This window comes from Castellaniella sp. WN, assembly GCF_054457555.1.
The window spans coordinates 581,650-605,651 of the sequence record NZ_JBTKZC010000001.1; the positions used below are offsets into that span (position 1 = coordinate 581,650).

Here is a 24,002-nt window from a genome sequence, read left to right on the forward strand (position 1 = left end):
GTATCCCGCCTCATCCGTTCAGACGGGTGCGGACCTGCGCCGACACGGCGGCCATGTCGGCGCGGCCGGCCAGGGCCTTTTTCAACTGACCCATGATGGCGCCCATGGCGGCGCCGCCCTGCAGGCCCTGGCCGGCGGCCTGGGCGAGAGCGGCATCGACGGCGGCTGCGATTTCCTCGGGCGAGGCGCCCTGGGGCAGGAATTCCTTCAGGATGTCCAGTTCGGCGCGTTCCTGGTTGGCGCTGTCGGTGCGGCCGGCGGATTCGAAGGCCGCGATGGACTCGCGCCGCTGCTTGACCTGCTTCTCGATGATGGCGAGGATCGCCGCGTCGTCGGGCTCGACGCGCTCGTCCACGGCCTTTTGCTTGATGGCGGCCTGCAATAGCCGCAGGGTGCCCAGGCGGGTGCCGTCGTGCGCGCGCATGGCGGCCTTGACGGCGTCGGTGATCTGGCTGGCGAGCCCGGTGCTCATGGGGGATTTCCTGTAGGGCGTGAAAAACGGCATTTTAGCGCGTGCACCGCGGCGGTCGGCCGGTCCCCGGCCCTATAGATCCTGCAGCCGCCAGTCGTGGCGCTCGCGCGGACGCCCCACCGCGTCGTAGCCCTGTTCGCTGAAGAAAATCCGGCCGTCGGCGGCCCCCGCCAGCACTGTCGAGCAGCGGGTGCCGTAGTCCGGGCTGATGATGAAGGGGCTGCTCAGCAGGCGCTCGCGTTCCAGAGCGAGTCCCGTGTCGGGCAGCCGCGCATCGTCGGCCGTCGTAGTGTCGCGCAGCCGTTCGAACACCTGCTCGGGCTCGGATGCCCAGGCAGCGGGCGGCAGGGCGTCCAGCGAGGCGCGCAGCCGCGCGGCCTTGGGCCAGGGTGTGTCGAGGAGGTGGTTCGACAGCACGTAGCGTCCGGGCTCCAGGCGGCGGGGCGCGCGGGCGGGATCCCGATTGCCCAGGTACCAGGCCTGGCTCGCATCGCCCGCGATCAGATTGAAGCCCGCCCAGTGGTCCGCCCGGGCCGCGATCGCGGCGATCCAGGTGCCGGGATCGCCTCCGCCCAGCAGGAAATCGCGCACCAGCAGGCCGCGCGAAGGGGCGCCGGACGGCGCGGGGCGCCCGGGTTCGCGGTAGTTGGTCAGCAGGGCGTAGCGGCCGTCGGCAGTCGCGCCCATCCAGGTGCCGCCGCCTTGCAGGTCGCATCCTGCGACCAGGCGCGGAGCGTCGGGCCAGGGGCCGGCCGCCCGGGATGGACGGCCGTGGAATTCGTCGCGGTTGGCGGCGATCAGCAGGGGCCAGCCGGCGGCTCCGAGGGACAGGTAGGCGATGCACATGGGCGTGGGGCCGGCGGGACAGGAATCCCGGGATATGGCCTTTTTTCTGCGGCTTGAGCGGAATGCTTCAATCGTATACTGATTTTGCGACCGCGATGTGATCCGCTGGCGGCCGCCCCGAGGAAGATCGCGGGCGTATCCGGATTGTGGATGATAATAAGAGAGGAAACACATCATGTCACGGTCATTGCAGGCCTGGACGCGTTCGACCGCGTTCAAATTCGCCTTGTTCACCCTGGCGGCGATTGTCGGGATCGTCGTGTTGACGGCGTCCCTGCTATGGATGGAACGCGGCGCCCTGCTGCAGGAACGGCAGATCGGCGCGCGCCAGGCTGTCGAGACAGCCTACGGGGTGATCACCTACTATCACCACCAGGCCGAAACCGGCGCCTTGTCCGAGGAGCAGGCGAAGAAACAGGCCATGGACGCCATCCGCGGCATGCGTTACAGCGGCCAGGAATATTTCTGGATCAACGACATGGCGCCGCGCATGGTGATGCACCCGATCAAGCCCGAGCTCGAAGGCAAGGACCTGTCGGGCATGCGGGATCCCAACGGCCTGAAATTGTTCGTGGCCTTCGTCGATACCGTCAAGGCCAGCCCGACGCATGACGGTTACGTGTTCTACCTGTGGCCCAAGCCGGGCGTCGATCGGCCCGTGGGTAAGGTCTCCTATGTGAGGGAATTCGCGCCCTGGGGCTGGATCCTGGGATCGGGCGTGTATCTGGACACAGTCGACGCCGTCGTCTGGGGGCAGGCCGGCGGCTTCGCGCTGGCGGCGGCCATCCTGGCGCTCGTCCTCCTGATCGTGGGCACGGCCCTGTCGCGTCAGCTGGTGCGGCAACTGGGGGGCGAGCCCGATGCCGTCATCCGGATCGCGGATCGCATGTCGCAAGGCGACCTGCGCGTGGACATTCCGGTGCGTCCGGGGGACAAGACCAGTCTGATGCACGCGATGCGGGTCATGCGCGACGGCATCGCCCGGGCCGTGGCCCAGGTCCGCCAGGGCACCGAGTGGATCGGCCAGTCCGTCGGTCAGATCGTGCATGGCAATCTGGACCTGTCGGCGCGCACCGAGGAGCAGGCCGCTTCGCTGCAGGAAACCGCCGCCAGCATGGAGCAGATCACCAGTACGGTGGGCCACAACGCGGCCAATGCCCAGCAGGCCAACACGCTGGCGGCCACCGCTTCCGAGATCGCTTCGCGGGGCGGCCAGACCGTGTCCCGGGTGGTCGAGACCATGGGCGAGGTCAATGCTTCAACGCGCCAGATGTCCGACATCGTGGGGGTGATCGACAGCATCGCCTTCCAGACCAATATCCTGGCCCTGAACGCCGCGGTCGAAGCCGCCCGGGCGGGAGAGCAGGGCAAGGGTTTCGCGGTCGTGGCCTCGGAGGTCCGCGCGCTGGCCCAGCGGTCCTCGAACGCCGCCAAGGAAATCCGCGGCCTGATCGACGATACTGTGCGCAAGATCCAGTCCGGCGCGGAACTGGCCGACGGGGCGGGCCAGACCATGACCGAGGTCGTCACCAGTGTGCGGCGGGTGGCCGACATCATGTCGGAAATCACGCTGGCGAGCCGCGAGCAGGCTTCCGGTATCGAACAGATCAACCTGGCCATCGGACAAATGGATCAAGTGACCCAGCAAAATGCGGCGCTGGTGGTCGAGGCGGGTACGGCCGCCCAGTCCCTGAACGACCAGATGAACGGCCTGAACCACGCCGTCGGCGTTTTTCAGCTGAGCGGACCGGGCGCGCCCGCCTTGCCTCAGGAATGAGACACGCCGGCCGGATCCCGCGCGGCGCGGCGGCGGCCGCGATGGTCCTGGTCGCAGGCCTGGCGCGTGCCGGCGACGACCAGGCCTGGACGCGGGACCGGGTCGGCCAGGGCCTGCAGGCGCGAGGCCGGGCGGTGGTCGTCCTCTACGGACCCGGCCCCCGGGGTCCGGCGGTGCCCGCGTCCGCCCGCATCACCCAGGTCTATGCTTCCCGGGACTACGACAGTTCCGCCCGCATCTCCACCCGCCTGTGCTGGGGCTCCGAACAGGGTCCGTGCGTGCCGCTGGAGGGCCGCAGCGTCGAGACGCATGCCTTCGACGGCCGCGCGGCGCGCGGGCCGCTGTTGCTGGTGCACCGGGTCGAGGGCTGGGGCGACGATCATCCGCCCGTATTCGTCCGGGGGACGGTAACCGTGTGGTTCGACGGCCGGTAGTCTCGTCCGGCGCGCGCGCCGGGTGCGCCATCGGCTGAAAATATATCGGGTTATACTAGTCAGCTTACCTAGCTTATAGGGCGCCTTGCGCCCGGAATGGCCGCCGAGCCGGGGATCTCAGACGGAAAATCATGCAAAAGAACAGCTATAGCTACGATGAACTGCTGGCATGCGGGCGCGGGGAACTCTTCGGTCCCGGCAATGCCCAACTGCCGCTGCCGCCCATGTTGATGCTCGACCGGATCACGCACATCGATGACAAGGGCGGCGCGCACGACAAGGGCCAGATCGTGGCCGAGCTCGACATTCGTCCCGACCTGTGGTTCTTCGGCTGCCATTTCCAGGGCGATCCGGTCATGCCGGGCTGCCTGGGGCTGGACGCGATGTGGCAACTGGTGGGGTTTTTCCTGGGCTGCTGCGGTGGCCAGGGCCGGGGCCGTGCCCTGGGCGTGGGCGAAGTCAAGTTCACCGGTCAGGTACTGCCCACCGGCAAGCTGGTCCGCTATACCATCGACATGAAGCGCGTCATGATGCGCAAGCTGGTGATGGGGATCGCCGACGCGCGCATGGAAGTCGATGGCCATGAGATCTACGCGGCCCACGATCTGCGCGTGGGCCTGTTCACCCGCACGGACAATTTCTAGGAGGTTCGATCATGCGTCGTGTCGTCGTCACCGGCATGGGCATCGTGTCCAGCCTGGGCAACAACCAGTCCGAGGTCCTCGACAGCTTGCGCCACGGGCGCTCCGGCATCACTTTCCAGCCGGAATACGCCGAACAGGGCCTGCGCTCGCACGTGGCGGGCTCGGTGCGCCTGGACGCGCTCGACCGGATCGACCGCAAGCTCGGCCGCTTCATGGCCAACGGCCATGCCTACGCCTGGCTGGCCATGCAGGAAGCCATCCAGGACGCCGGGCTGACGCCCGATCTGGTGTCCAATCCGCGCACCGGTCTGATCGTCGGCGCCGGCGGCGCCTCGCATTCCTCGATCAACGACGGCATCCAGACCCTGCACGAAAAAGGCGTGCGCCGCGTCGGCCCCTACATGGTCACCAAGGCCATGGCCAGCGGCGTATCGGCCTGCCTGGCCACCGGCGCCCAGATCAAGGGCGTGAACTATTCCATCAGCTCGGCCTGCTCCACCAGTGCGCATTGCATCGGCAACGCGGTCGAGCAGATCCAGCTGGGCAAGCAGGACATCGTCTTCGCCGGCGGCGCGGAAGAAGAGCACTGGTCCCTGTCCTTCATGTTCGACGCCATGGGGGCGCTGTCCACGCGCTACAACGACACGCCGGATCGCGCTTCGCGCACCTATGATGCCGACCGCGACGGTTTCGTGATTTCCGGCGGTGGCGGCATCCTGGTGGTCGAGGAATACGAACATGCCATGGCCCGCGGCGCCCGGATCCTGGCCGAGATCGTCGGCTACGGGGCCACGTCCGACGGTTACGACATGGTGGCGCCGTCCGGCGAGGGTGCGGCGCGTTGCATGCGCCAGGCGCTGGCGGATGTGAGCACCCGCGTCGATTACATCAATACCCACGGCACCAGCACGCCGGTGGGCGACATCAAGGAACTCGAAGCCATCCGCGAGGTTTTCGGCGACGACCAGCCCTGGATCGCTTCGACCAAGTCCCTGTCCGGCCACGCGCTGGGCGCGGCGGGCGTGAACGAGGCGGTCTATACCCTGCTGATGATGCAGCATGGCTTTGTCGCGGCCTCGGCCAACATCGATACCCTGGACCCGGCGGCCGAGGGCATGAACATTCTGCGCGAAGCCCTGCCTCAGGCCCGCATCGAGACCGCGCTGTCGAACAGCTTCGGCTTCGGCGGCACCAACGCCACCTTGGTGTTCTCGCGCGCGGGGCTCTGATCCCGCTCGCCTGGGGTACGCTTCAGCCCTGCTCGACTGGACGGCCCGCCGCGCAAAAACACGGCGGGCCGTTTCGATTCTGTCCGATCGTCTTTTTCGGGACGCGGCCCGGGGGAAGAGGAGAGCCTCAGGAAGCCTTTGCCGCGGCGGCGCCGTCCGCGGCCCGGACGGCAGTGGCGCGCACCAGCGCATTGCGGCCTGCCCGCCAGCCGGCCAGGGCGGTGCTCAGGCCGAGCGCCGCCAGCAGCGCCGTCGAAGTCCGGAAATCGCCCGCCCGGTCGTGCAGCACTCCGATCAACAGGGGGCCGCAGGCGGCCAGGATGTAGCCCGTGGTCTGGGACATGCTGGACAGGTGGGCGGCTACGTGAGCGTCTCCGGACCGCAGCACGATCAGCATCACGGCCAGGGCGAACAGCCCGCCCTGGCCAATGCCCTGGACCACGGCCAGCGGCCAGATGGCCCAGCGTGGTCCCAGGATCATGCCGATCAGGGCCAGGGTAGCCGAAGCGGACAGCAGGACGGCCAGGCCGCGCTGGTCCCGGCATCGCGAGGCCACCATGGGCGTCAGCAGGCAGGCGGCGACCTGTACCAGGATCGACAGCGAGGTCGCCAGGCCGGCTTCGGTGCCGTCCAGCCCGCGGCCGCGCAGCATCGGCGCCATCCAGCCCAGCACGCAATAGGCCAGCGCCGACTGCAAGCCCATGAACAGGGTGACGGCCCAGGCCAGACCGTCGCGCCGCAGGCCTTCGACCGGGAGGATATGGCGGCCTCCCGTCGGCCGGCCGGCGGCGCGCAGGGCGATCGGCGCCCAGGCCGCCATCGCCGCCACGCCCGGAACGGCCCACAGCGCCAGACCCAGGTCCCAGCGATCGCCCAGGGCCTGGGTGAGCGGCAGCGTGACGGCGGCGGCCAGGGCGGCGCCGCCCACGAGGCTCATGGTGTACAGGCCGGTCATCAAGGCTGCCCGGTCGGGGAAATCCCGCTTCACGAGGCTGGGCAGCAGTACGTTGCCCAGCGCGATGCCGGCGCCCGCCAGGCCTGTGCCCAGGAACAGGCCCGTGACGCCCAGGGCGCCCCGCAGGGCCGTGCCGACGGTGATCAGGGCCAGCACCAGCAGCAGGGTGCGCTCGATGCCTGTGCGCTGTGCCAGATGGGGCGCGAAAGGGGCGAACAGCCCCATGCACAGTACGGGCAGGGTGGTCAGGTAACCGGCCTGGGCGCCGGTGAGGCTCAGGGCCTGGGTCAGCTCGGGCAGCAGGACGGCCGTGCTGGGGAACAAGGGGCGCAGGTTGGTGGCCAGCAGCAACAGGCTGGCCGCGACCAGCCAGCCGGCCGCGTGGGTGGCGGGCGGCTTCATGCGGAGCGGCGCCGCGTGTCCGGCAGGAAGAAGGCCGCCAGTCCCAGCAGGGGCAGAAAGGCGCACAGGTGATAGACGAAGGCGATGCTGGTGGCGTCGGCCAGCCGGCCGAGCGCGGCGGCGCCGATCCCGCCCATGCCGAAGGCCAGGCCGAAGAACAGGCCCGAGACCGTGCCCGTCTTGCCGGGCATGAGTTCCTGCGCGTAGACAATGATGGCCGGAAAGGCCGAGGCGATCATGAATCCGGCGCAGAACACCAGGATCAGGGTCCAGTGCAGGTTGGCGTAGGGCAGGGCCAGGGAGAATGGCGCCGTGCCCAGGATCGAGCCCCAGATGACGCGCTTGCGGCCGATGCGGTCGCCGAGGGGACCGCCCGCCAGCGTGCCGGCGGCCACACCGGCCAGGAACACGAACAGGGAGTATTGCGCCTGCTGGATGTCCAGACCGAAGCGGTCGATCAGGAAGAAGGTGAAGTAGCTGTTCAGCCCCGCCAGATAGAAGTATTTGCTGAAGATGAGCAGCAGCAGGATGAACACGGCACCGCGCACCTGGCGCGCCGACAGGCCGTTGTCGGTCTTGCGCAGGGATGCGCGCCCGCGCACGCCGGACAGGTTGGCGGCGTACCAGCGGCTGACGCCGCACAGGATGCAGATGCCGGCCAGGGCGGCCAGCGACACCCAGGCGACGCTGCCCTGGCCGTGGGGCACGATCAGCAGAGCGGCCAGCAGGGGCCCGATCGAAGAGCCGATGTTGCCGCCCACCTGGAAGATCGACTGGGCCAGGCCGTGTTGACCGGCCGAGGCCATGCGCGCCACCCGCGAGGATTCAGGGTGGAACACCGAGGACCCGGCTCCCACCAGCGTGGCGGCCAGCACCACCAGGGGGAAGTTCCAGGCCTGGGACAGCAGCAGCAGGCCGCAGAAGGTGAAGCCCATGCCGACCGGCAGGGAATAGGGCATCGGGCGGCGGTCCGTGACCCGGCCCACCACCGGTTGCAGCAGCGAGGACGAGAACTGGAAGGCCAGGGTGATGATGCCGACCTGGGCGAAGCTGAGATCGAAGCGGCCCTGCAGCACCGGGTAGATCGCCAGCAGCACCGACTGCATCATGTCGTTGAGCAGATGGGTCAGGCTGATGGCCCCCAGGACGGGGAAGGCGACGCCGGGTTCGGATTTGGGGGCGGTGGCCGGTGCCGTGGCGAGGGTGTTTTTCATGGTCGATCGGGCGAGGACATCCGAAGGATTGTACGCTGGTCGGCGACATGCTCCGACCGTTATGGACGCCATGCCATGCGCCATATCCGCCCGCATCGTTCCCGCTGTACGATCGCGGATGCCGGGCCCGGACCCGGACCTCGTCCCCGGACTTCATTCCACCAGGTATCCGCCATGCCTTTGCGGGATCATGCTTCGTTCGGCACCGCCTTCATCCGTATGCTGCTGCGCGGGATCGGCCAGATCTATCTGCTGCCCAGCGCCCGGGCCGGCGTGGTCCTGCTGGGCGCCGTGGCCTGGCAGTCCTGGACGCAGGCGGGCGCCTGCCTGCTGGGGGCGCTGGCCGGGACCGTGTGGGGTTTGTCCGTCGGCGATGCCGCCGGGAGCCGCGCGGGCCTGGACGGCTACAACGGTGCCTTGACGGGGCTGGGAGTCATAACCGTGCTGGCGCCCGGTCCGATCGCCTGGTCCCTGGTGGCGCCTCTGGCCTGCCTGGCCACTTGGTTCGCGCAGGTCTGGCGTGGCCGGTGCGCCGTGCCGCCCTATACGGCGCCATTCGTTCTCTCGATTTGGCTGCTGATGGCGGCGGCGTCCGGACTGGACCTGCCGCGGGTCGTGGCACCGTCGGCCGCCGATCCTGGCTGGAGCGGCGCGGCGCTGGGCCTGCTGCGCGGGGTCGGTCAGGTGATGTTCCTGGACGATCCCCGGGCCGGCGCCCTGTGCCTGCTGGGGCTGGCGCTGGGCACGCCCCGGGCGGCGCTGTCCGCCGGCCTGGCGTCCGGCCTGTGCCTGCTGGCGGCCGTGTGGGCGGGCTTTCCGGCCGAGGCGGGCCGACTGGGCCTGTATGGCTTCAACGCCGTACTGGCGGCCGAGGCGCTGCGGACGATCCGCCCGGGCCGCTGGCTGTGGCCGTGCCTGGGCGCACTGCTGAGCCTGGGCCTGGCGCGAGGCTTCCAGCTGCTGGATCTGCCGCCGCTGACGGCCCCGTTCCTGCTGGCGACCTGGGTGGTGCGCCAGGCCGCCCTGCGCAGGTCTTCTCAGGTCCGGGCGGCCTGATCGATGGCTGGGTCGAAGCCGGCAGGCGCCGGCGCGGCGGCCGGCCGGGCCTCCAGCGATGCGAGGAAACGCCAGACGAACAGCAGCGTGATCAGGAGCAGGCCCGGGTAGCCCAGTCCGGCCAGGACGTAGGGGATGGTCGGATCGCCCTGGGCTACGGCGTCCAGGTTGAAGCTGAGCAGGCCCAGGGTGATGAAGGCGCCGAAGATCCACATGCCCGCCAGCCACAGACCGGCTTCCGTACCCTGAAGCGGGCGGCTCCAGCGACCCGGATCGGCTGCCCGGTAGACTGCTTGCGGCCGGGGAGCGCCGCGGGCGCGCAGCCCCAGCGTCAGCAGGTCGTAGATCAGCAGGCCCGCGCCCGTCAGGAACACCAGTCCGAACACCGGCACCAGGATCTTGTAGAACTGCATGGCGGGGAAGACCTGGCCGCCGAACCAGCTCAGCCCCATGGCGCGATACAGGAAGACCTGGATCGTGCCGCCGATCGCGAAGGCGAAGGCGATGCCCAGCATGCCGGTGAAGACCAGCCAGAAGGCGACCCGGCCCAGCCGCTGGTCGAAGTCCTTGACGCCGCGCAGCAGAGGGATCGCGTAATAGGCCGATGCGATCCCCAGCATGCCGAAGGTGCCGAACAGCGCCAGGTGGGCGTGGCTGGGCGTGACCCAGGTGCCGTGCGACCAGACATTGGTCAGCGCGAAAGTCATGGTGAACCCCAAGATGCCCGCTCCGACCTGTTCGAGCACCACCGAGCCCAGGATGAAATAGAAGGCCGGGGCGTTCTCCAGCGGGCGGCGGTCCTGGTGCGCGTCCAGGTAGATGTGCCAGAAGCAGAACACCAGGGGCAGCGGCTCCAGGGCGCTGAACAGCGAGCCCCAGAACTGCCAGAATTCCGGCGTGCCGATCCAGAAGTAGTGGTGCGCATTGCCGATGAGGCCGGACAGCCAGACCATTGCGACCCCCCAGAACACGGCGTAGCCCACGGCCTTGACGTCGGCCTTGAACATCAGCACCAGCAGGAAGCCCACCAGGCTGATGTGGATGACTTCCCAGACCCCTTCGACCCAGTAGTGCACCACGTACCAGCGGAAGTATTCCTGCAGATCCAGGCGCTCGACGAAGAACACGCCGAACAGCCAGACGAGGGTCAGGGCGCTCACTCCGATCGCCAGCCCCCAGTGAATTTCGTTCCAGTCGCGGCGCGCCGGGAAGGTGCGCAGCACCACCCAGGCCAGGATCGCGAAGCCGACGAAGATGACGATGTCGGCGGCGCGGCCGGCCTCCAGGTATTCCAGGCCTTCCTGCAGCCAGGGCTGTCCCAGCCACCAGCCGGCGATGCCTCGTGCCGCCAGGGACTGGGTGGCGACGTTCCACAGGGTGACGGCCAGCAGGGCCCAGAACAGGAAGCGGATCAGTACGGGGGCGGCCAGTTCGCGGCGCGACAGCAAAGGGCCGATGAACAGGATGGTGCCGATGAAACCCGACAGGATCCAGAGGATGCCGAGGTTGGTGTGCTCGGCGCGCAGAATGTTGAAGTTGAGGATGCCCGAGAGCAGATGCGGGTCCACGTGCTGCACGGCGATCAGCAGGCCGAACAGGACCTGGAACCCGAACAGGACCAGCATCAGGAGGAAAAAGCGCAGGCTCAGGCGCTGCGTCTGGTAGTCGATCTTGATCATGATGGCTTCCTTCTCACAGGCTGCGCAGGTAGGCCACGATGGCCTTCATGTCGGCCTCGTCGATCAGCGCGTCGTAGGACGGCATGACGTGCGGCGGGTAGCCCGCGACGATCTGGGCGTCGGGCTGGCGGATCGAGCGGATCAGGTAGGCCTCGTCCGCCGTGACGGTGGTGCCGTCGGCCAGTTGGACCTCGTGGCCCGACAGGCCGCCCCAGCCAGGACCCACCATGCGTTTCTGATCGGTGGCGTGGCAGGCCACGCATCCCAGGTCGGAGACCAGTTGCCGGCCGCGCGCCACCGGATCCTGGGCTTGCGCGGCCTCCGCGGACGGGGCCGGAGCCGCCGAGGCGGTCGTGGCGGTGGCCTGGCCGGTCGCGGCTTGTCCGGTCAGGTTCGCGGGAATCCGCCGATCCTCGCGCGGCTTGGGTGGCCAGCCCTCGGTGTGCATGGATGAGGTGTACTTGAGGAAGGCGATCAGCGCCGTGATCTCGTGGGCGTCCAATGGCAGGTTGGGCATCAGGGTATGCTGGCCTCCGCGCCGCTCCAGGCGCTCGGCCGCGCCGGGATAGCGCTGCAGGTAGGCCTGCAGGTCGGCGGTGCCGGCGTCTTCCCGGACCGCCGGATTCTGCAGCTGGACCCGCACGGCGGCGGACGTGGGCCAGCCGCCCGCCGAGGGCAGGAAGGCGGCCAGCCAGGCGGGTCCGGCCTCGGCGTGGATGCGCGTCAGGTCGGGGCCGAAATAGGCGCCATTGCCGACGATGGTATGACAGCCCATGCAGTTGTAGGCCTGGAAGACGCGCTTGCCTTCCACCGCGTCGACGCCGCCGTACTGGATCGCATCGGGGATGGCCTGCACGCGGGAGGGCAGGAATGACCAGGCCGACAGCAGCAGGAAGATCGCCAGCATCAGCCCCAGCACGGCCAGGGCGGCGCGGCGTTTGGCCGGTTCGCGGCAGTCGGTACCGTTCAGGCAGCTCATGACCGTTCCTCCTGTGCCAGATCTTCACTCCCGGATGCCGGAGTCCGCGCCTGCTCGTCATGCAGGAACAGGGTGCGCAGGCTGCCCATGAAGACGTAGAACACGTACACCGCCAGGATGTAGCCCATGGCGATATACAGCCACCACATGGCATGGGATTCGGGCCAATACTCGAAATCCCGCCAGTAGGGCCAGGACAGCAGCACGCTGACCAGGCCGGCCAGGGCCGACAGCACCCCGTCTATGATGCGTTGCGCCATGATAGTTTCCCCTCCGGGTTGTGGATGGCGAGGACAGTCTAGGAGCGGGGGGAGGGCTGGCGCCCTGAAGCCATCATCCCGGACCGGGGATACGATCGATGCAAAATCGATCAAGAAAGCATCAAACGATGGTTCTTTTTATTGCGGCGCGGGATGGAAGAAGACTCGATAGTCCAGTTAAAAGCGGATTAATTGCAGAATATTATTATTTATAATCAATGTATTAAATAATGAATTTAATGTATTTTCTCGATTTTTTTGTTTGAACATAAAAGACGGGCCACAAGGGGCTTGGTACGGGCGAATCTTATTTTTTGGCTGGATGCCTTAACTTGCATCAAGTTTGTGCGGAAATAGGGATTTCCCCTTGAGCGAGTGCCGGACTTGTGCCCCGGCGGCGGCTTGTGCGCATCGGTCCGGCTCTCAGCTTCCTTAAAGCTTGAAGCTTCATAATAGAAGGTTGCCTTTGGATTCAGAAGGCCGGAATTTCCTTGCCCATGCCAGAACAACTTTCCCAGGACCGGATTTCGCCGGACCATCCTTTGCCGCCGCTGGAGCAGACCCGGACCGGCGGCCTGCCCGTGGCGCCCGATCTGGGGCTGAGTCTGGCGCGGGTGCGCATGCCGCGCGGCCTGACCCGGTTCGATGCGCGCCTGATGCGGCTCATCGGTGTGTCGATCCTGCTGGGGATGGCGGCGGCCTGTGTGGCCTGGCTGCTGATGAAGCTGATCGGGCTGATCACCAACCTCAGTTTCTACGGCATCTGGTCCACCGCGTTCAGTTCGCCGGCCGAGGCAGTGCCGCATCTGGGCGCCTGGGTGATCGGCGTACCGGTCATCGGCGGTCTGATCGCCGGCGGCATGGCGCGCTGGGGCTCGAAGGCGATCCGGGGCCACGGCATCCCCGAGGCCATGGAACAGATCCTGCTCAACCAGTCGCGCATCCCCACCCGCATCACGCTGCTCAAGCCGCTTTCCTCGGCGGTCGTGATCGGCACGGGCGGTCCGTTTGGCGCCGAGGGGCCGATCATCGCCACGGGCGGCGCGCTGGGTTCGCTGATCGGCCAGTTGATGAAAGTGACGGCCAGTGAGCGCAAGGTGCTGCTGGCGGCCGGGGCGGCGGCCGGCATGGCGGCCGTATTCGCCGCGCCGGTGTCGGCCGTGGCGCTGGCGGTGGAACTGCTGCTGTTCGAGTTGCGCGGCCGTTCCTTGATCCCGGTTGCGCTGGCCTGCGTCACCGCGACCGGCGTGCGCGATCTGTTGATGGGTTCCACGCCTGTTTTTCTCATGGCCCCGGCGGCCACGCCGGGCGGCGGCGCGCTGGCGGCCTATGTGCTGATCGGAGCGGTCATCGGAGTACTCGGCGTCTGGGTGACGCGGGTCGTCTATGCCATCGAGGACGGCTTCGAGCGCCTGCCGATTCATTGGATGTGGTGGCCCGCGCTGGGCGCCGTGGTGGTGGGCCTGGTAGGCTGGATGGCGCCGCCGACGCTGGGCGTGGGCTATGTGAACATCGAGAACATCCTCAACGGGCGTCTGACCATGGGCGCGCTGGCCTGGCTGTGCCTGATGAAATTCATCTCCTGGTCGATCTGCCTGGGCAGCGGGACGTCCGGCGGGACACTGGCTCCCATGTTCACCATCGGCGGGGCGCTGGGCGCCATGGTCGGCCTGCTGCTGGGCCATGCCGCGCCATGGCTGGGAATCGATCCGCGCATCGCAGCCCTGGTCGGCATGGCGGCGCTGTTCGCCGGCGCCTCGCGGGCCTTGCTCACGACCGTCATTTTCGCCTTCGAGACCACCGGCCAGCCGGCGGGGCTGCTGCCCCTGCTGGGCGCCTGCACGGCCGCCTATCTGATGTCGGCGATGATGATGCGCAATACCATCATGACGGAAAAGATCGCCCGCCGGGGCGTGCGCGTGCCGTCGGAGTACAAGGCCGATTACCTGGAGCGCATTCTGGTCGGCGAGGCTTGCGAGCGCGATGTGGCGACGCTGGGCGCCGACCAGACCATCGGCGAAGTGCGCGCCTGGATCGCGCGCGCCGCTCCGGAATCCCAGCATCAGGGCTATCCTGTCCTGGGCGCCGCGGGCCAGGTGCTCGGAGTGCTGACACGCAGGACGTTCTTCGATGCGAAATGGTCCGGGCAGGCGCGGCTGGGCGATCTGATCCGCCGCCCCCCCGTGGTGGTGACGCCGGCGCACACCTTGCGCCAGGCGGCCGATCACATGGCGATGGAAAACGTCGGCCGGCTGCTGGTGGTCGATCCAGCCGATCCGACTCGCATGCTGGGCATGCTGACCCGGGGCGATGTGATCTCGGCGCATGCCCGGCGGCTGCGCGAGAGCGCCCGTATGCGCCGCCAGATCGACCTGCGCGCCTGGCGCCGGGTCAGGGCACGGCGGCGGCGCCGGCATGGAGAGCGCCCAGAGCTACCGGACGAGGAGGCTTCATCTGCAGGCGCCTGAAGGCCCTGGCTCTGCGGATCGGATACGCCGCCGCACGTTGGGAGAAGGTCGTCGCCTGAGTCACCACCCGATCGATGGTGGCGGTGGCATGCGCCGTCCTGAAACCTCGCTCGATGTTGCACCTGGATGTTGAGTATGGTGCTGAAACGCACGCCGCCAAGCGGCTCCGGTGGTGAGCGGAATCTGACTGGATAGGTGCATTGAGCTTCTTTTCAGGCTAGTGTCCTGTCTGGGCAGGACACTGGCGCCTCGATGACGGCCTGCGGGTTGCGCTCGATCACGTTGAGCGGCATCAGCGCCGGGCCGTGCGGGGTGCGGTCGCCGCGCTCTCAGTGACGCAAGGTGGCCTTGGAGAAGCCGAAGCGGGCGGCGAACTGTTCCTGGATCATGCCCACCTTGGCGCGCACGGCCTTCACGTCGATTTCGCGTGGACGATGTACACGCGCACCGCGCTCGTCACCCTTGGCGCGCACGATAGCCTCTTGCAGACCCTGCTTGATGCATTTCAAATGCGGTGCTCATGGCTTTGTCCGTCCTTTCCAGATATTCACCAGCCTGTCCACCAGGCCGGTCGGTTCGTTGCGCTCGGCCTTGGTCAGGTTGGTTTTGTCCCTCTTGGCGAAGAGCGTCAGCAGGTACAGCGGCATGAGGTCGTCGTGGTAGTAGTGTCCAGCTTCCGGGGTGCAGTTCAGCTTTGAGGGGAATTTTCTGTCTTGGTGATACGTCCTGAGCCGTCCTGAAACACTACTCCAGGTTCTGCGCCTGTTCCCGCATCTGTTCGATCAGCAGCTTCAGGTCGATGGCAGCCTGGGTGACGGACAGGGCGGCGGCCTTGGAACCCAGGGTGTTGGCCTCGCGGTTCATTTCCTGGAACAGGAAGTCCAGGCGCTTGCCGCTGCCGCCGCGCGCCGGGGAAGACGCGTGCTTGCCGGACAGGATCTCGCGCAGTTCCTGCAGGTGCGAGCGCAGCCGGGTGAGCTCCTCGGCCACGTCCACGCGCAGGCCGAACAGGCTGGCTTCCTGGGCGATGCGGGCGGTCAGTTCGGCTCCGCCGATGGCGGCGAAGCCCTCCGGGCTGGCTGCCTCCAGGGCCTCGCGCAGGCGCTGGGCGACGCGGTCCTGGTGCTGCTGCACCAGGGCTGGCAGTTCGGTGTCCACGCGCGCGATGATGGCGTCGATCTCGTCGGCCATGGTCAGCATGGCCTGAGCCAGCCGGGCGCCCTCGCGAAGGCGCCCGGCACCGAATTCCTCCAGGGCCCGCGCGCAGGCCTGCTCGCACAGGGGCAGCCAGGTCTCGGTGTCCAGGCCGCTGCGCAGCGCGCCTTCGCGCGGGAGTTCGGCCAGCGTCGGCGCGGGCAGGTCGGGGATGAACCGGCGGGCCCACTGCAGCTGTTCGGCCAGCGCGCGCACGGCCTCGGCGTCCAGGGGACGCAGGGCCTCGCGGTCGATCGCGGCGTAGGACAGTTTGAGCTCGACCTTGCCCCGCAGGACATCGCGTCCGACCAGGTCGCGTAGGCGGGATTCGGCAAAACGCAGGTCTTCCGGGACCCGCAGGCTCAAGTCCAGGTAGCGGTTGTTGACGCTGCGGATCTCCACGCTGATCGCCCCGACGTCGGAGTCCAGTCGGGCGGAGCCAAAGGCGGTCATGCTGCGGATCATGGGGCGGCCTCGTCGGCGTTTATCTACAATGGGACCTTATTGTAGTCCGGCCCCATCGGGCCATATGGCAGGAAATTTCTTCATGACGATCCCCACCGCCCACGATTCCGTCCCCGCGCGGCCTTCCGGCCGCCAGCCGGACGAGCTGCGCCGCATTGAACTGCTGACCGGCTATACGCGCCACGCCGAAGGCTCGGTGCTGGCCTGCATGGGCGACACGCGCGTGCTGTGCAACGCCAGCGTGCTGGACAAGGTGCCGCCCTTCCTGAAAGGGCGGGGCCAGGGCTGGGTGACGGCGGAATACGGCATGCTGCCGCGCGCCACGCACACTCGGGGCGACCGCGAGGCGGCCCGTGGCAAGCAGAGCGGCCGTACTCAGGAAATCCAGCGCCTGATCGGCCGCGGTCTGCGCGCGGTGTTCGATCTGCGTGCGCTGGGCGAGCGCACGCTGCACCTGGATTGTGATGTGCTGCAGGCCGACGGGGGCACCCGCTGCGCCAGCATCACCGGCGCCTGGGTGGCGGCGGCGCTGGCGGTGCGCGGCCTGATGGCCGGCGGCCAGTTGGCGGCCGATCCGCTGCGCGGCCAGGTGGCCGCCGTCTCGGTCGGCATCGTGGACGGCCGGCCGGTCCTGGACCTGGATTATCCGGAAGATTCCGCCTGCGATACCGACATGAACGTGGTCATGACCGGCGCCGGGGATTTCGTCGAGGTCCAGGGTACGGGGGAGGGCGGCAGCTTCCATCGCGATGAACTGAACCGCCTGCTGGACCTGGCGACCACGGGCATCCAGGAACTGATTCGCGCGCAGGCGAGTGCCCTGGAGTCCGCATGAAACCGAAGCGCGTCGTGCTGGCTTCGGGCAATCCAGGCAAGCTGAGGGAATTTTCCGCCAGTCTGTCGGCGGCCGGCATCGAAATGGTGCCGCAAAGCGCGCTGGGCGTGCCCGAGGCCGACGAGCCCTTCCACACCTTCGTGGAGAACGCCCTGGCCAAGGCGCGCCATGCCAGCCGCGCGACGGGCCTGCCGGCGCTGGCCGACGATTCAGGCCTGTGCGTTCAGGCCCTGGACGGCGCGCCCGGCGTCCATTCGGCGCGCTATACCAAGACGCCGGACGGCGCGCGCTCGGACGCGGCCAACAATGCCCGGCTGGTGGCCGAGATGGCCGGCCGGACCGATCGGCGCGGCAGCTACGTCGCCGTCCTGGTCTACGTGCGCAGTGCCGACGACCCGCGCCCGATCGTGGTCGAGGGCTCCTGGGACGGCGAGGTCCTGGACGCCCCCCGGGGCGCCAACGGCTTCGGCTACGATCCGTACTTCTATCTGCCCGATCTGGGCATGACCGCTGCCGAACTGCCGCTGGAACAGAAGAACATCCTCAGCCATCGCGCACGCGCGCTGCGCGGCCTGCTGCGGGCGCTGCGCAACGAGTTCGGCCAGGATCAGGATCAGGATCGGGACCGGGAGCAGGGAATCCGATGAAGCGTCTGGTGCCCATCCCCACTCCCGGGCGCGAAGGCGACGGCCGTCCTGGCGTGCGCGGCAAGCCCGGCCTGTCGGCGCTGCCGCCGCTGTCGTTGTACGTGCATGTACCCTGGTGCGTGCACAAGTGCCCGTATTGCGACTTCAATTCGCACGAACGCGCCGGCGAACTGCCGGAAGAAGCATACCTGAGGGCCCTGGAGGCCGACCTGGAACAGGCCGTGCCGGATGTCTGGGGACGGCCGGTCTCGACGGTGTTCTTCGGCGGTGGCACGCCCAGTCTGCTGTCGGCCGAGGCGATCGACCGGATCATCGGCCTGTTCCGTGCCTACCTGAACCTGCCCCCCGGCGTGGAGATCACCCTGGAGGCCAATCCGGGCACGGCCGAGGCGGCCCGGTTCCAGGGCTATGCCCAGGCCGGCGTGAACCGGATTTCGCTGGGCATCCAGAGTTTCGATGACGGCAAGCTGCGCCGCCTGGGGCGCATCCACGACGCCGCCCAGGCGCGCGCGGCCATCGAAATGGCCCAGCGCGCCGTGGACCGGGTCAACCTGGACCTGATGTTCGCGCTGCCTGAACAGACCCTGGAAGCATGCGAACAGGACGTGCGCGAGGCTCTGGCCTTCGGCACGGGGCACCTGTCGCTGTACCATCTGACCCTGGAACCCAACACGGTCTTCGCCAAATACCCGCCCCGGGTGCCGGACGACGAACTGAGCGCGGCCATGCAGGACCGGGTGGCGGAGCTCGTTCAGGCCGCGGGTTTCGACCGCTACGAGGTCTCGGCCTACGCGCGGCCCCATCAGGCCTGTCAGCACAATCTGAACTACTGGCGCTTTGGCGATTACCTGGGGATCGGCCCCGGGGCGCATTCGAAGATTTCCTTCCAGGATCGCATCACGCGCCAGGCGCGGGCGCGCATGCCGGACGCCTGGATGCGGCTGGCGATCGAGGGTGCTGGCCGGCATGTGGTCGAGCGCCGCGAGCTGGGTCACGGCGACCTGGGCTTCGAGTTCATGCTCAATGCCCTGCGCTTGCGCGAAGGTGTCGAGGGCGGGCTGTTCATCGAACGCACCGGCTTGTCGCTGATGGCCATTCTGCCGGCCATGCGCCGCGCGGTGGATCGCGGCCTGCTCGAACCCGGCCTGGACCGCATCCGCGCCACGCCCCGGGGCTGGAGCTTCTTGAATGAGTTGCAGATGGAGTTTCTGGATGAGGCTGGACACTGAATAGTCCCTTGCGGACTATTCAGTGTCTGACGAATCCGAGCCGCTTGCAAGCGGCGAGGTGGAGGGCTGCCACGGTTTGAGATGTCCAGTGCCTGCCGATTCAATCAGTTTCCCAATTATGCACTCAGATGGTGCATTTATATTGGTCCGCACTGAAATGCGCACTAAAATAGTGCATTCATGCACCATTGCGGCCATCGTGCTGCCCGTGGGGCGGGCACCGCAGCCTGGAATCACGGTTTGAAAAAGTTGGCACGATCATTGCTAGAAAATCTGACGAAGCCTCGGGCTTTTCCCTTTGACGACATGATTTGGCGCAGGAGCTTTTATGTCCACCCCTGAAAACGTTGTGCAGATGATCGCCGAACGCGAAGTGGCGTTCGTGGATTGCCGTTTTACCGACACCCTGGGCCGGGAACACCACCTGACCGTTCCCGCCAGCCAGATGGACGAGGACCGGATGGAATCCGGCGTCGCCTTCGACGGTTCGTCTCTGCCGGGTTGGAAGGGCATCGAGGCGTCCGACATGATCCTGATCCCGGACGCCGGGACGGCCCGCCTGGATCCCTTCCGCGAGGAAACCACGCTGATCCTGACCTGCGACGTGGTCGAACCGTCGGACCTGAAGGGCTACGACCGCGATCCGCGCTCCCTGGCCCGCCGCGCCGAGGCCTATCTGAAGTCCAGCGGCCTGGGCGACACCGCCTACTTCGGCCCGGAACCCGAATTCTTCGTCTTCGACGGCGTGAGCTGGAACGCGGACATGAGCGGCAGTTTCGTCAAGATCGTATCCGACGAGGCCGCCTGGTCCAACGCCCATGATTCCAACGGCAACAACCTGGGCTACCGCCCGGCCGTCAAGGGCGGTTACGTGCCCGTGCCGCCGATCGATTCTTTCGCCGACATGCGCTCGGAAATGTGCCTGTTGATGGAACAGATGGGCGTGCCCGTCGAGGTCCATCACCACGAGGTCGGCAACTGCGGCCAGCTGGAAATCGGCACCCGCTTTTCCACGCTGGTGCAACGCGCCGACTGGACCCAGATCATGAAGTACGTGATCCGCAACGTGGCCCATGTCTACGGCAAGACCGCGACCTTCATGCCCAAGCCCGTGGTGGGCGACAACGGCTCGGGCATGCACGTCCATCAGTCCATCTGGAAGGACGGCCAGAACCTGTTCGCCGGCAACGGCTACGGCGGGCTGTCGGAATTCGCCCTGTACTACATCGGCGGCATCATCCATCACGCCCGCGCCCTGAACGCCATCACCAATCCGGGCACGAATTCCTACAAGCGCCTGGTGCCGCACTACGAGGCGCCGGTCAAACTCGCGTACTCCGCGCGCAACCGCTCGGCCTCCATCCGCATTCCCTATGTCAGCAATCCCAAGGCGCGCCGCGTCGAGTCGCGCTTCCCGGATCCGCTGGCCAATCCGTACCTGGCCTTCTCCGCCCTGATGATGGCGGGCCTGGACGGCGTCCAGAACAAGATCCACCCGGGCGACCCGGCCGACAAGAACCTGTACGACCTGCCGCCGGAAGAAGACGCCAAGATCCCGACGGTGTGCTCGTCGCTGGATCAGGCGTTGGAAGCTCTGGACCGCGACCGCGAGTTCCTGACGCGCGGCGGAGTCTTCAGCAACGACCTGCTGGACGCCTATCTGGACCTGAAGGCCAACGAGCTCGACCGTTTGCGCGTGACCCCGCACCCGGTCGAATTCGACATGTACTACACCTTGTGAAAAATGTCCCCGCGCAGCGCCTCCGGCTTGCTGTCCACCTCGCGGCCTGCATGCCGCCCGGATTCGCCAGGCGCTGACCAGTCCGCAGGGACTGCCCCGCGTCCAGGCTCATCCCCCGAGGGGGCGCCTTTTACCTTGGGGCGGCCCGGCGGCGGTAAAACGAGTCATGCGGTGGACACGTCCAGTCTCGACCTGCTGCGCACCGCCGTCCTGCTGCTGGACGAGTCCCACCGCATCCGTCACGCCAACGGCGCGGCGGAGGAATTGCTGGGCCAGTCCCGCCGCCAGTTGGCGGGGCAGCCCGCGCAGCCCTGGCTGGACGGCCGCGACAGCGTCCTGAAGACTCCGCTGCGAAGCCAGCCCTGGGCCTGGCTGATCGAAATCCCCGTTCATCAGGGCGGTCACCTGGACGATCTTCGGCAGGCCCGGGACAATCAGGCGGCGCAGCGCGAGACCCTGCGCAATCTGGCGCACGAGATCCGCAATCCCCTGGCAGGTCTGCGGGCCGCCGCCCAGTTGCTGGAAATGGAACTGCCGCGCGACGACCTGCGCGAATACACTCGGGTGATCGTGGCCGAAGCCGACCGGCTGGCCGGCCTGGTGAGCCGCCTGGCCTCGTCCGGCCAGCCGGCCGCCATGCCCAGCGTCTTCAACGTTCACGAACTGTGCGAACGCGTCCTGGCTTTGATCCGCCTGGAATTCGGCGAACGGATCCGTCTGGAGCGCGACTATGACGCTTCAGTGCCGGACATGCGCGCCGATCGCGATCAGTTGCTGCAGGCGCTGCTGAACGTGGCACGCAATGGCGCGCAGGCATTGGCCGAAACTCCGGGCCTGGACGCGCCCGCGCTCCATCTGAGCACCCGCATTTTGCACCAGCCCGTGCTGGCCGACGGCCAGCACCGCATGGGGCTGCGGATCGCAGTCGTCGACAATGGCCCGGGCGTGCCCGAGGCCTTGCGCGACAAGCTCTTTCATCCTCTTGTGACCGGTCGGGCGCAAGGTACCGGCCTGGGCCTGAGCCTGGCCCAGGAATGTCTGCAGCGGCAGGGCGGCCTGCTGGAATTCGATTCCGTCCCCGGCCGAACCGAATTCCGCCTGCTGTTGCCGCTGGAAGTCGCGTGAGCATGAGGCGGGAAGCGGCATGAACACGATCTGGATCCTGGACGATGAGCCTGGCATGCGCTGGGTGCTCGAAAAAGCGCTGGACAAGGCCGGCTGGCCGGTGCGCAGTTTCGCCGATGGCGTGGCGCTGAAGGAGGCGCTCGATGCGCTGGAGGATGCGGCGGATCCGCGCGCGCCGGCCGTGCTGGTGTCCGACATCCGCATGCCGGGGCCCGACGGCCTGACCGTGTTGGCCGCGGTGCGCGCCCGCCTGCCGGGCCTGCCCGTCATCATGATGACGGCCTATACCGACCTGGACACGACCGTCGCGGCCTTCGAGCAGGGCGCCTTCGACTACCTGGCCAAACCCTTCGACATCCAGTCGGCCGTGGAGTTGATCGGCCGCGCCGCCCAGTCCGCGCCTTCGCGCGCCGGAGCGGGCGCCGTCCCGGAGGCTCCCGCGGAGGCCGGGTTCGTGCTCGGCGAGGCGGAAATGGCGCCTTCGCAATCGCCCGCCATGCAGGACGTGTTCCGCGCCATCGGTCGCCTGTCCCAGTCCGGTGCGACTGTCCTCATCACAGGAGAATCCGGGACCGGCAAGGAGCTCGTGGCACGGGCCTTGCACCGGCACAGCCGCCGCGCCGCCGGCCCCTTTGTGGCTGTGAACGCGGCCGCGATCCCGCGCGATCTGCTGGAGGCGGAACTGTTCGGCCACGAGCGCGGCGCTTTCACCGGAGCGGTCCAGTCGCGCCGGGGGCGCTTCGAGGAGGCCGACGGCGGCACGCTGTTCCTGGACGAGATCGGCGACATGCCGGCCGAGCTGCAGACCCGTCTGTTGCGGGTGCTGGCCGAGGGCGCCTTCTACCGGGTGGGCGGCGCGCGGCCCGTCCAGGCGGACGTGCGCATCGTGGCCGCGACCCACCAGCCGCTGGAGGAGCGGGTGCGGGCGGGCCTGTTCCGCGCCGACCTGTTCCACCGTCTGAATGTCATCCGCCTGCGCCTGCCGCCCCTGCGGGAACGTCGCGAGGACATCGAGTCCTTGGCGCGGCACTTTCTGGCGCGCAGCGCGGCGGAACTCGGCGTGCCGGTGCGCCGGCCAGATCAGGCCGCGCTCGAGGCGCTGCGCCGGTTCGACTACCCAGGCAACATCCGCCAGTTGGAAAACGTCTGCCAGTGGCTGACGGTCATGGCGCCCAGCGCGGAAATTGGCGTCGAGGATCTGCCGCCCGAGATTCTGGGCGCCGATGCCGCCGGGACGTCCGGATCCGGCGTCGGCACCGGTCCGGGTGATGTGTCGCGCCGCGTCCCGGACCTGACGACCGCTTCGGCGGTCGCGGGAGGGGCCGCGCCACCGGTCCGGCCCGACTGGCGCGCCGGGTTGGAGACCGAGGCGCGGGACCGGCTGACCCGCCGCGAACCCTGCGTGATGGATACGCTGCGGCGGGACTTCGAGCGCACGCTGCTGCGGGCCGCGCTCGATCAGGCCGGCGGCCGCCGGGGAGAGGCCGCGCTGCGTCTGGGCATTGGCCGCAATACCTTGACCCGCAAGTGTCGGGAGTTGGGAATGAACAAGCCGGACGGCTCAGGCGGCGACTGAGGGCGCGCCGCGCAGGCTGGCCTGGGCCCGCCGGGCCATCAGGGCCTCGCGGTGGATGAAGGCCGCGATTTCCGGTGTGGCGGGACGGTGGTGCATGCCATAGGGCGTATCCCACTGGGCCAGCCGGCCTTCCCGCAGGATGCCGATCCGGTCCGCCACGGCGAAGGCCTCCGCCTGGTTGTGGGTGACCACCAGGGCGGTGCGTCCCGCCGCCTTCAGCAGATCGCGCAGTTCGAAGGCCAGCCGTTCGCGAGCGTCCACGTCCAGGTTGGAAAAAGGCTCGTCGAGCAGCAGCAGGTCGGGCTCGGGCGCCAGCGCGCGGGCCAGCGCCACGCGCTGCTGCTGCCCGCCGGACAGCTCGTGAGGGTGGCGCGTTTCCTGGCCCGACAGGCCCACGAGGTCCAGCAGGACGCGCACACGCCGGCCGCGCTCGGCAGCGTCCAGGCGGCGCAGGCCGAAGCCGACGTTGGCCGCCACGTCCAGGTGGGGAAACAGCGCGTAGTCCTGGAACATCATGCCCACGCGGCGGTGCTCGGGCTCGACGCGGGCGCCTTCGCCCGACAGTGGCCGTCCGTCCAGCCGGATCGAGCCGTCGTCCAGCGGTTCGAAGCCGGCGATGGCGCGCAGCACGCTGGTCTTGCCGCAGCCCGAAGCGCCCAGCAGGCAGGCGATCTGGCCGGTCTCCAGGGTCAGGCTCAGTTCGCGCAGCACTTGACGTCGGCCGCCGTCGGCGGCGTAGCTCAGGGAAATCCGGTTCAGTTCCAGCATGTCGGGG

The 24,002-nt window shown here is 68.1% G+C and carries 22 protein-coding genes and 1 pseudogene; 12 read left to right on the top strand and 11 right to left on the bottom strand.

Going from position 1 to position 24,002, the window contains the following annotated elements; all coding sequences use genetic code 11:
- Nucleotides 1-10: 10 nt before the first annotated feature.
- Both ACTPOE_RS02660 and ACTPOE_RS02665 read right to left on the bottom strand, forming a co-directional pair.
- On the bottom strand, nt 11-472 hold the full coding sequence (locus ACTPOE_RS02660) for a GatB/YqeY domain-containing protein (RefSeq protein WP_458870648.1): 462 nt from the start codon (nt 470-472) through the stop codon (nt 11-13).
- A 72-nt stretch (nt 473-544) separates the two neighbouring features.
- A complete protein-coding gene (locus tag ACTPOE_RS02665; RefSeq protein ID WP_458870649.1) occupies nt 545-1,318 on the bottom strand; it encodes an NRDE family protein in 774 nt (257 codons plus the stop codon).
- A 175-nt stretch (nt 1,319-1,493) separates the two neighbouring features.
- On the opposite strand from ACTPOE_RS02665, the gene ACTPOE_RS02670 reads away from it, so the two are divergent.
- From ACTPOE_RS02670 to fabB, 4 genes are all read left to right on the top strand, one after another.
- On the top strand, nt 1,494-3,095 hold the full coding sequence (locus ACTPOE_RS02670) for a methyl-accepting chemotaxis protein (protein WP_458870650.1): 1,602 nt from the start codon (nt 1,494-1,496) through the stop codon (nt 3,093-3,095).
- 41 nt (nt 3,096-3,136) lie between these two features.
- On the top strand, nt 3,137-3,529 hold the full coding sequence (locus ACTPOE_RS02675; RefSeq protein WP_458870651.1) for a flagellar protein FlhE: 393 nt from the start codon (nt 3,137-3,139) through the stop codon (nt 3,527-3,529).
- Nucleotides 3,530-3,660: 131 nt separating this feature from the next.
- The gene (fabA, locus tag ACTPOE_RS02680; RefSeq protein WP_458870652.1) at nt 3,661-4,173 is read left to right on the top strand and encodes a 3-hydroxyacyl-[acyl-carrier-protein] dehydratase FabA; all 513 of its coding nucleotides are present in this window, start codon (nt 3,661-3,663) and stop codon (nt 4,171-4,173) included.
- A gap of 11 nt (nt 4,174-4,184) precedes the next feature.
- A complete protein-coding gene (gene fabB, locus ACTPOE_RS02685; protein WP_458870653.1) occupies nt 4,185-5,402 on the top strand; it encodes a beta-ketoacyl-ACP synthase I in 1,218 nt (405 codons plus the stop codon).
- Between the two features lie 127 nt (nt 5,403-5,529).
- Here fabB and ACTPOE_RS02690 read toward each other — a convergent pair whose 3' ends face one another.
- The gene (locus tag ACTPOE_RS02690) at nt 5,530-6,759 is read right to left on the bottom strand and encodes a CynX/NimT family MFS transporter (protein WP_458870654.1); all 1,230 of its coding nucleotides are present in this window, start codon (nt 6,757-6,759) and stop codon (nt 5,530-5,532) included.
- Complete coding sequence (locus tag ACTPOE_RS02695; RefSeq protein ID WP_458870656.1) at nt 6,756-7,973, bottom strand: MFS transporter; 1,218 nt, start codon at nt 7,971-7,973, stop codon at nt 6,756-6,758. The genes ACTPOE_RS02690 and ACTPOE_RS02695 overlap by 4 nt, the downstream gene beginning before the upstream one ends.
- 174 nt (nt 7,974-8,147) lie before the next feature.
- On the opposite strand from ACTPOE_RS02695, the gene ACTPOE_RS02700 reads away from it, so the two are divergent.
- Entirely contained in the window at nt 8,148-9,029 is an 882-nt protein-coding gene (locus tag ACTPOE_RS02700) for an urea transporter (protein WP_458870657.1), read from the top strand.
- Here ACTPOE_RS02700 and ACTPOE_RS02705 read toward each other — a convergent pair.
- From ACTPOE_RS02705 to ACTPOE_RS02715, 3 genes are read right to left on the bottom strand one after another with little or no spacing between them, the layout of a single operon-like run.
- A complete protein-coding gene (locus ACTPOE_RS02705) occupies nt 9,011-10,708 on the bottom strand; it encodes a cbb3-type cytochrome c oxidase subunit I (protein WP_458870658.1) in 1,698 nt (565 codons plus the stop codon). The genes ACTPOE_RS02700 and ACTPOE_RS02705 overlap by 19 nt on opposite strands.
- Before the next feature lie 13 nt (nt 10,709-10,721).
- Entirely contained in the window at nt 10,722-11,687 is a 966-nt protein-coding gene (locus ACTPOE_RS02710) for a c-type cytochrome (RefSeq protein ID WP_458870659.1), read from the bottom strand.
- On the bottom strand, nt 11,684-11,947 hold the full coding sequence (locus ACTPOE_RS02715; RefSeq protein WP_458870661.1) for a hypothetical protein: 264 nt from the start codon (nt 11,945-11,947) through the stop codon (nt 11,684-11,686). Before ACTPOE_RS02715 ends, ACTPOE_RS02710 begins: the two co-directional genes overlap by 4 nt.
- 497 nt (nt 11,948-12,444) lie before the next feature.
- Here ACTPOE_RS02715 and ACTPOE_RS02720 point away from each other — a divergent pair, with 497 nt between their 5' ends.
- Nucleotides 12,445-14,415: a chloride channel protein gene (locus tag ACTPOE_RS02720; RefSeq protein WP_458870662.1), complete on the top strand. Its 1,971-nt coding sequence runs from the start codon at nt 12,445-12,447 to the stop codon at nt 14,413-14,415.
- Between the two features lie 212 nt (nt 14,416-14,627).
- Here the strand turns inward: ACTPOE_RS02720 and ACTPOE_RS02725 are convergent.
- From ACTPOE_RS02725 to ACTPOE_RS02735, 3 genes and pseudogenes are all read right to left on the bottom strand, one after another.
- Nucleotides 14,628-14,937 (bottom strand): annotated as a pseudogene (locus ACTPOE_RS02725) (helix-turn-helix domain-containing protein).
- Nucleotides 14,934-15,062 carry a hypothetical protein gene (locus ACTPOE_RS02730; RefSeq protein WP_458870663.1) on the bottom strand — a complete coding sequence of 43 codons (129 nt, stop codon included), beginning with the start codon at nt 15,060-15,062 and terminating at the stop codon, nt 14,934-14,936. Before ACTPOE_RS02730 ends, ACTPOE_RS02725 begins: the two are co-directional and overlap by 4 nt.
- Before the next feature lie 97 nt (nt 15,063-15,159).
- Complete coding sequence (locus ACTPOE_RS02735; protein WP_458870664.1) at nt 15,160-16,074, bottom strand: YicC/YloC family endoribonuclease; 915 nt, start codon at nt 16,072-16,074, stop codon at nt 15,160-15,162.
- 82 nt (nt 16,075-16,156) lie between these two features.
- On the opposite strand from ACTPOE_RS02735, the gene rph reads away from it, so the two are divergent.
- The 6 genes from rph to ntrC all read left to right on the top strand — a co-directional run bounded on the left by rph (nt 16,157) and on the right by ntrC (nt 23,227).
- The gene (rph, locus tag ACTPOE_RS02740; protein ID WP_458870666.1) at nt 16,157-16,909 is read left to right on the top strand and encodes a ribonuclease PH; all 753 of its coding nucleotides are present in this window, start codon (nt 16,157-16,159) and stop codon (nt 16,907-16,909) included.
- Complete coding sequence (gene rdgB / locus ACTPOE_RS02745; RefSeq protein WP_458870668.1) at nt 16,906-17,556, top strand: RdgB/HAM1 family non-canonical purine NTP pyrophosphatase; 651 nt, start codon at nt 16,906-16,908, stop codon at nt 17,554-17,556. Before rph ends, rdgB begins: the two co-directional genes overlap by 4 nt.
- Nucleotides 17,553-18,785: a radical SAM family heme chaperone HemW gene (gene hemW / locus ACTPOE_RS02750; RefSeq protein ID WP_458870669.1), complete on the top strand. Its 1,233-nt coding sequence runs from the start codon at nt 17,553-17,555 to the stop codon at nt 18,783-18,785. The genes rdgB and hemW overlap by 4 nt, the downstream gene beginning before the upstream one ends.
- Before the next feature lie 328 nt (nt 18,786-19,113).
- Complete coding sequence (gene glnA / locus ACTPOE_RS02755; RefSeq protein WP_458870670.1) at nt 19,114-20,526, top strand: type I glutamate--ammonia ligase; 1,413 nt, start codon at nt 19,114-19,116, stop codon at nt 20,524-20,526.
- A gap of 171 nt (nt 20,527-20,697) precedes the next feature.
- Entirely contained in the window at nt 20,698-21,651 is a 954-nt protein-coding gene (gene glnL, locus ACTPOE_RS02760; RefSeq protein WP_458870671.1) for a nitrogen regulation protein NR(II), read from the top strand.
- A 19-nt stretch (nt 21,652-21,670) separates the two neighbouring features.
- The gene (gene ntrC / locus ACTPOE_RS02765) at nt 21,671-23,227 is read left to right on the top strand and encodes a nitrogen regulation protein NR(I) (RefSeq protein WP_458870672.1); all 1,557 of its coding nucleotides are present in this window, start codon (nt 21,671-21,673) and stop codon (nt 23,225-23,227) included.
- Here the strand turns inward: ntrC and ACTPOE_RS02770 are convergent.
- Nucleotides 23,213-23,995 carry an ABC transporter ATP-binding protein gene (locus ACTPOE_RS02770; protein WP_458870673.1) on the bottom strand — a complete coding sequence of 261 codons (783 nt, stop codon included), beginning with the start codon at nt 23,993-23,995 and terminating at the stop codon, nt 23,213-23,215. The genes ntrC and ACTPOE_RS02770 overlap by 15 nt on opposite strands.
- Nucleotides 23,996-24,002: the final 7 nt, after the last annotated feature.

What these genes read in the sequence shown, in the direction of transcription:
- ACTPOE_RS02660 (WP_458870648.1), bottom strand. Translation starts at nt 472, where the DNA reads ATGAGCACCGGGCTCGCCAGCCAGATCACCGACGCCGTCAAGGCCGCC.
- ACTPOE_RS02665 (WP_458870649.1), bottom strand. Translation starts at nt 1,318, where the DNA reads ATGTGCATCGCCTACCTGTCCCTCGGAGCCGCCGGCTGGCCCCTGCTG.
- ACTPOE_RS02670 (WP_458870650.1), top strand. Translation starts at nt 1,494, where the DNA reads ATGTCACGGTCATTGCAGGCCTGGACGCGTTCGACCGCGTTCAAATTC.
- ACTPOE_RS02675 (WP_458870651.1), top strand. Translation starts at nt 3,137, where the DNA reads ATGGTCCTGGTCGCAGGCCTGGCGCGTGCCGGCGACGACCAGGCCTGG.
- fabA (WP_458870652.1), top strand. Translation starts at nt 3,661, where the DNA reads ATGCAAAAGAACAGCTATAGCTACGATGAACTGCTGGCATGCGGGCGC.
- fabB (WP_458870653.1), top strand. Translation starts at nt 4,185, where the DNA reads ATGCGTCGTGTCGTCGTCACCGGCATGGGCATCGTGTCCAGCCTGGGC.
- ACTPOE_RS02690 (WP_458870654.1), bottom strand. Translation starts at nt 6,759, where the DNA reads ATGAAGCCGCCCGCCACCCACGCGGCCGGCTGGCTGGTCGCGGCCAGC.
- ACTPOE_RS02695 (WP_458870656.1), bottom strand. Translation starts at nt 7,973, where the DNA reads ATGAAAAACACCCTCGCCACGGCACCGGCCACCGCCCCCAAATCCGAA.
- ACTPOE_RS02700 (WP_458870657.1), top strand. Translation starts at nt 8,148, where the DNA reads ATGCCTTTGCGGGATCATGCTTCGTTCGGCACCGCCTTCATCCGTATG.
- ACTPOE_RS02705 (WP_458870658.1), bottom strand. Translation starts at nt 10,708, where the DNA reads ATGATCAAGATCGACTACCAGACGCAGCGCCTGAGCCTGCGCTTTTTC.
- ACTPOE_RS02710 (WP_458870659.1), bottom strand. Translation starts at nt 11,687, where the DNA reads ATGAGCTGCCTGAACGGTACCGACTGCCGCGAACCGGCCAAACGCCGC.
- ACTPOE_RS02715 (WP_458870661.1), bottom strand. Translation starts at nt 11,947, where the DNA reads ATGGCGCAACGCATCATAGACGGGGTGCTGTCGGCCCTGGCCGGCCTG.
- ACTPOE_RS02720 (WP_458870662.1), top strand. Translation starts at nt 12,445, where the DNA reads ATGCCAGAACAACTTTCCCAGGACCGGATTTCGCCGGACCATCCTTTG.
- ACTPOE_RS02730 (WP_458870663.1), bottom strand. Translation starts at nt 15,062, where the DNA reads ATGCCGCTGTACCTGCTGACGCTCTTCGCCAAGAGGGACAAAACCAAC.
- ACTPOE_RS02735 (WP_458870664.1), bottom strand. Translation starts at nt 16,074, where the DNA reads ATGATCCGCAGCATGACCGCCTTTGGCTCCGCCCGACTGGACTCCGAC.
- rph (WP_458870666.1), top strand. Translation starts at nt 16,157, where the DNA reads ATGACGATCCCCACCGCCCACGATTCCGTCCCCGCGCGGCCTTCCGGC.
- rdgB (WP_458870668.1), top strand. Translation starts at nt 16,906, where the DNA reads ATGAAACCGAAGCGCGTCGTGCTGGCTTCGGGCAATCCAGGCAAGCTG.
- hemW (WP_458870669.1), top strand. Translation starts at nt 17,553, where the DNA reads ATGAAGCGTCTGGTGCCCATCCCCACTCCCGGGCGCGAAGGCGACGGC.
- glnA (WP_458870670.1), top strand. Translation starts at nt 19,114, where the DNA reads ATGTCCACCCCTGAAAACGTTGTGCAGATGATCGCCGAACGCGAAGTG.
- ntrC (WP_458870672.1), top strand. Translation starts at nt 21,671, where the DNA reads ATGAACACGATCTGGATCCTGGACGATGAGCCTGGCATGCGCTGGGTG.
- ACTPOE_RS02770 (WP_458870673.1), bottom strand. Translation starts at nt 23,995, where the DNA reads ATGCTGGAACTGAACCGGATTTCCCTGAGCTACGCCGCCGACGGCGGC.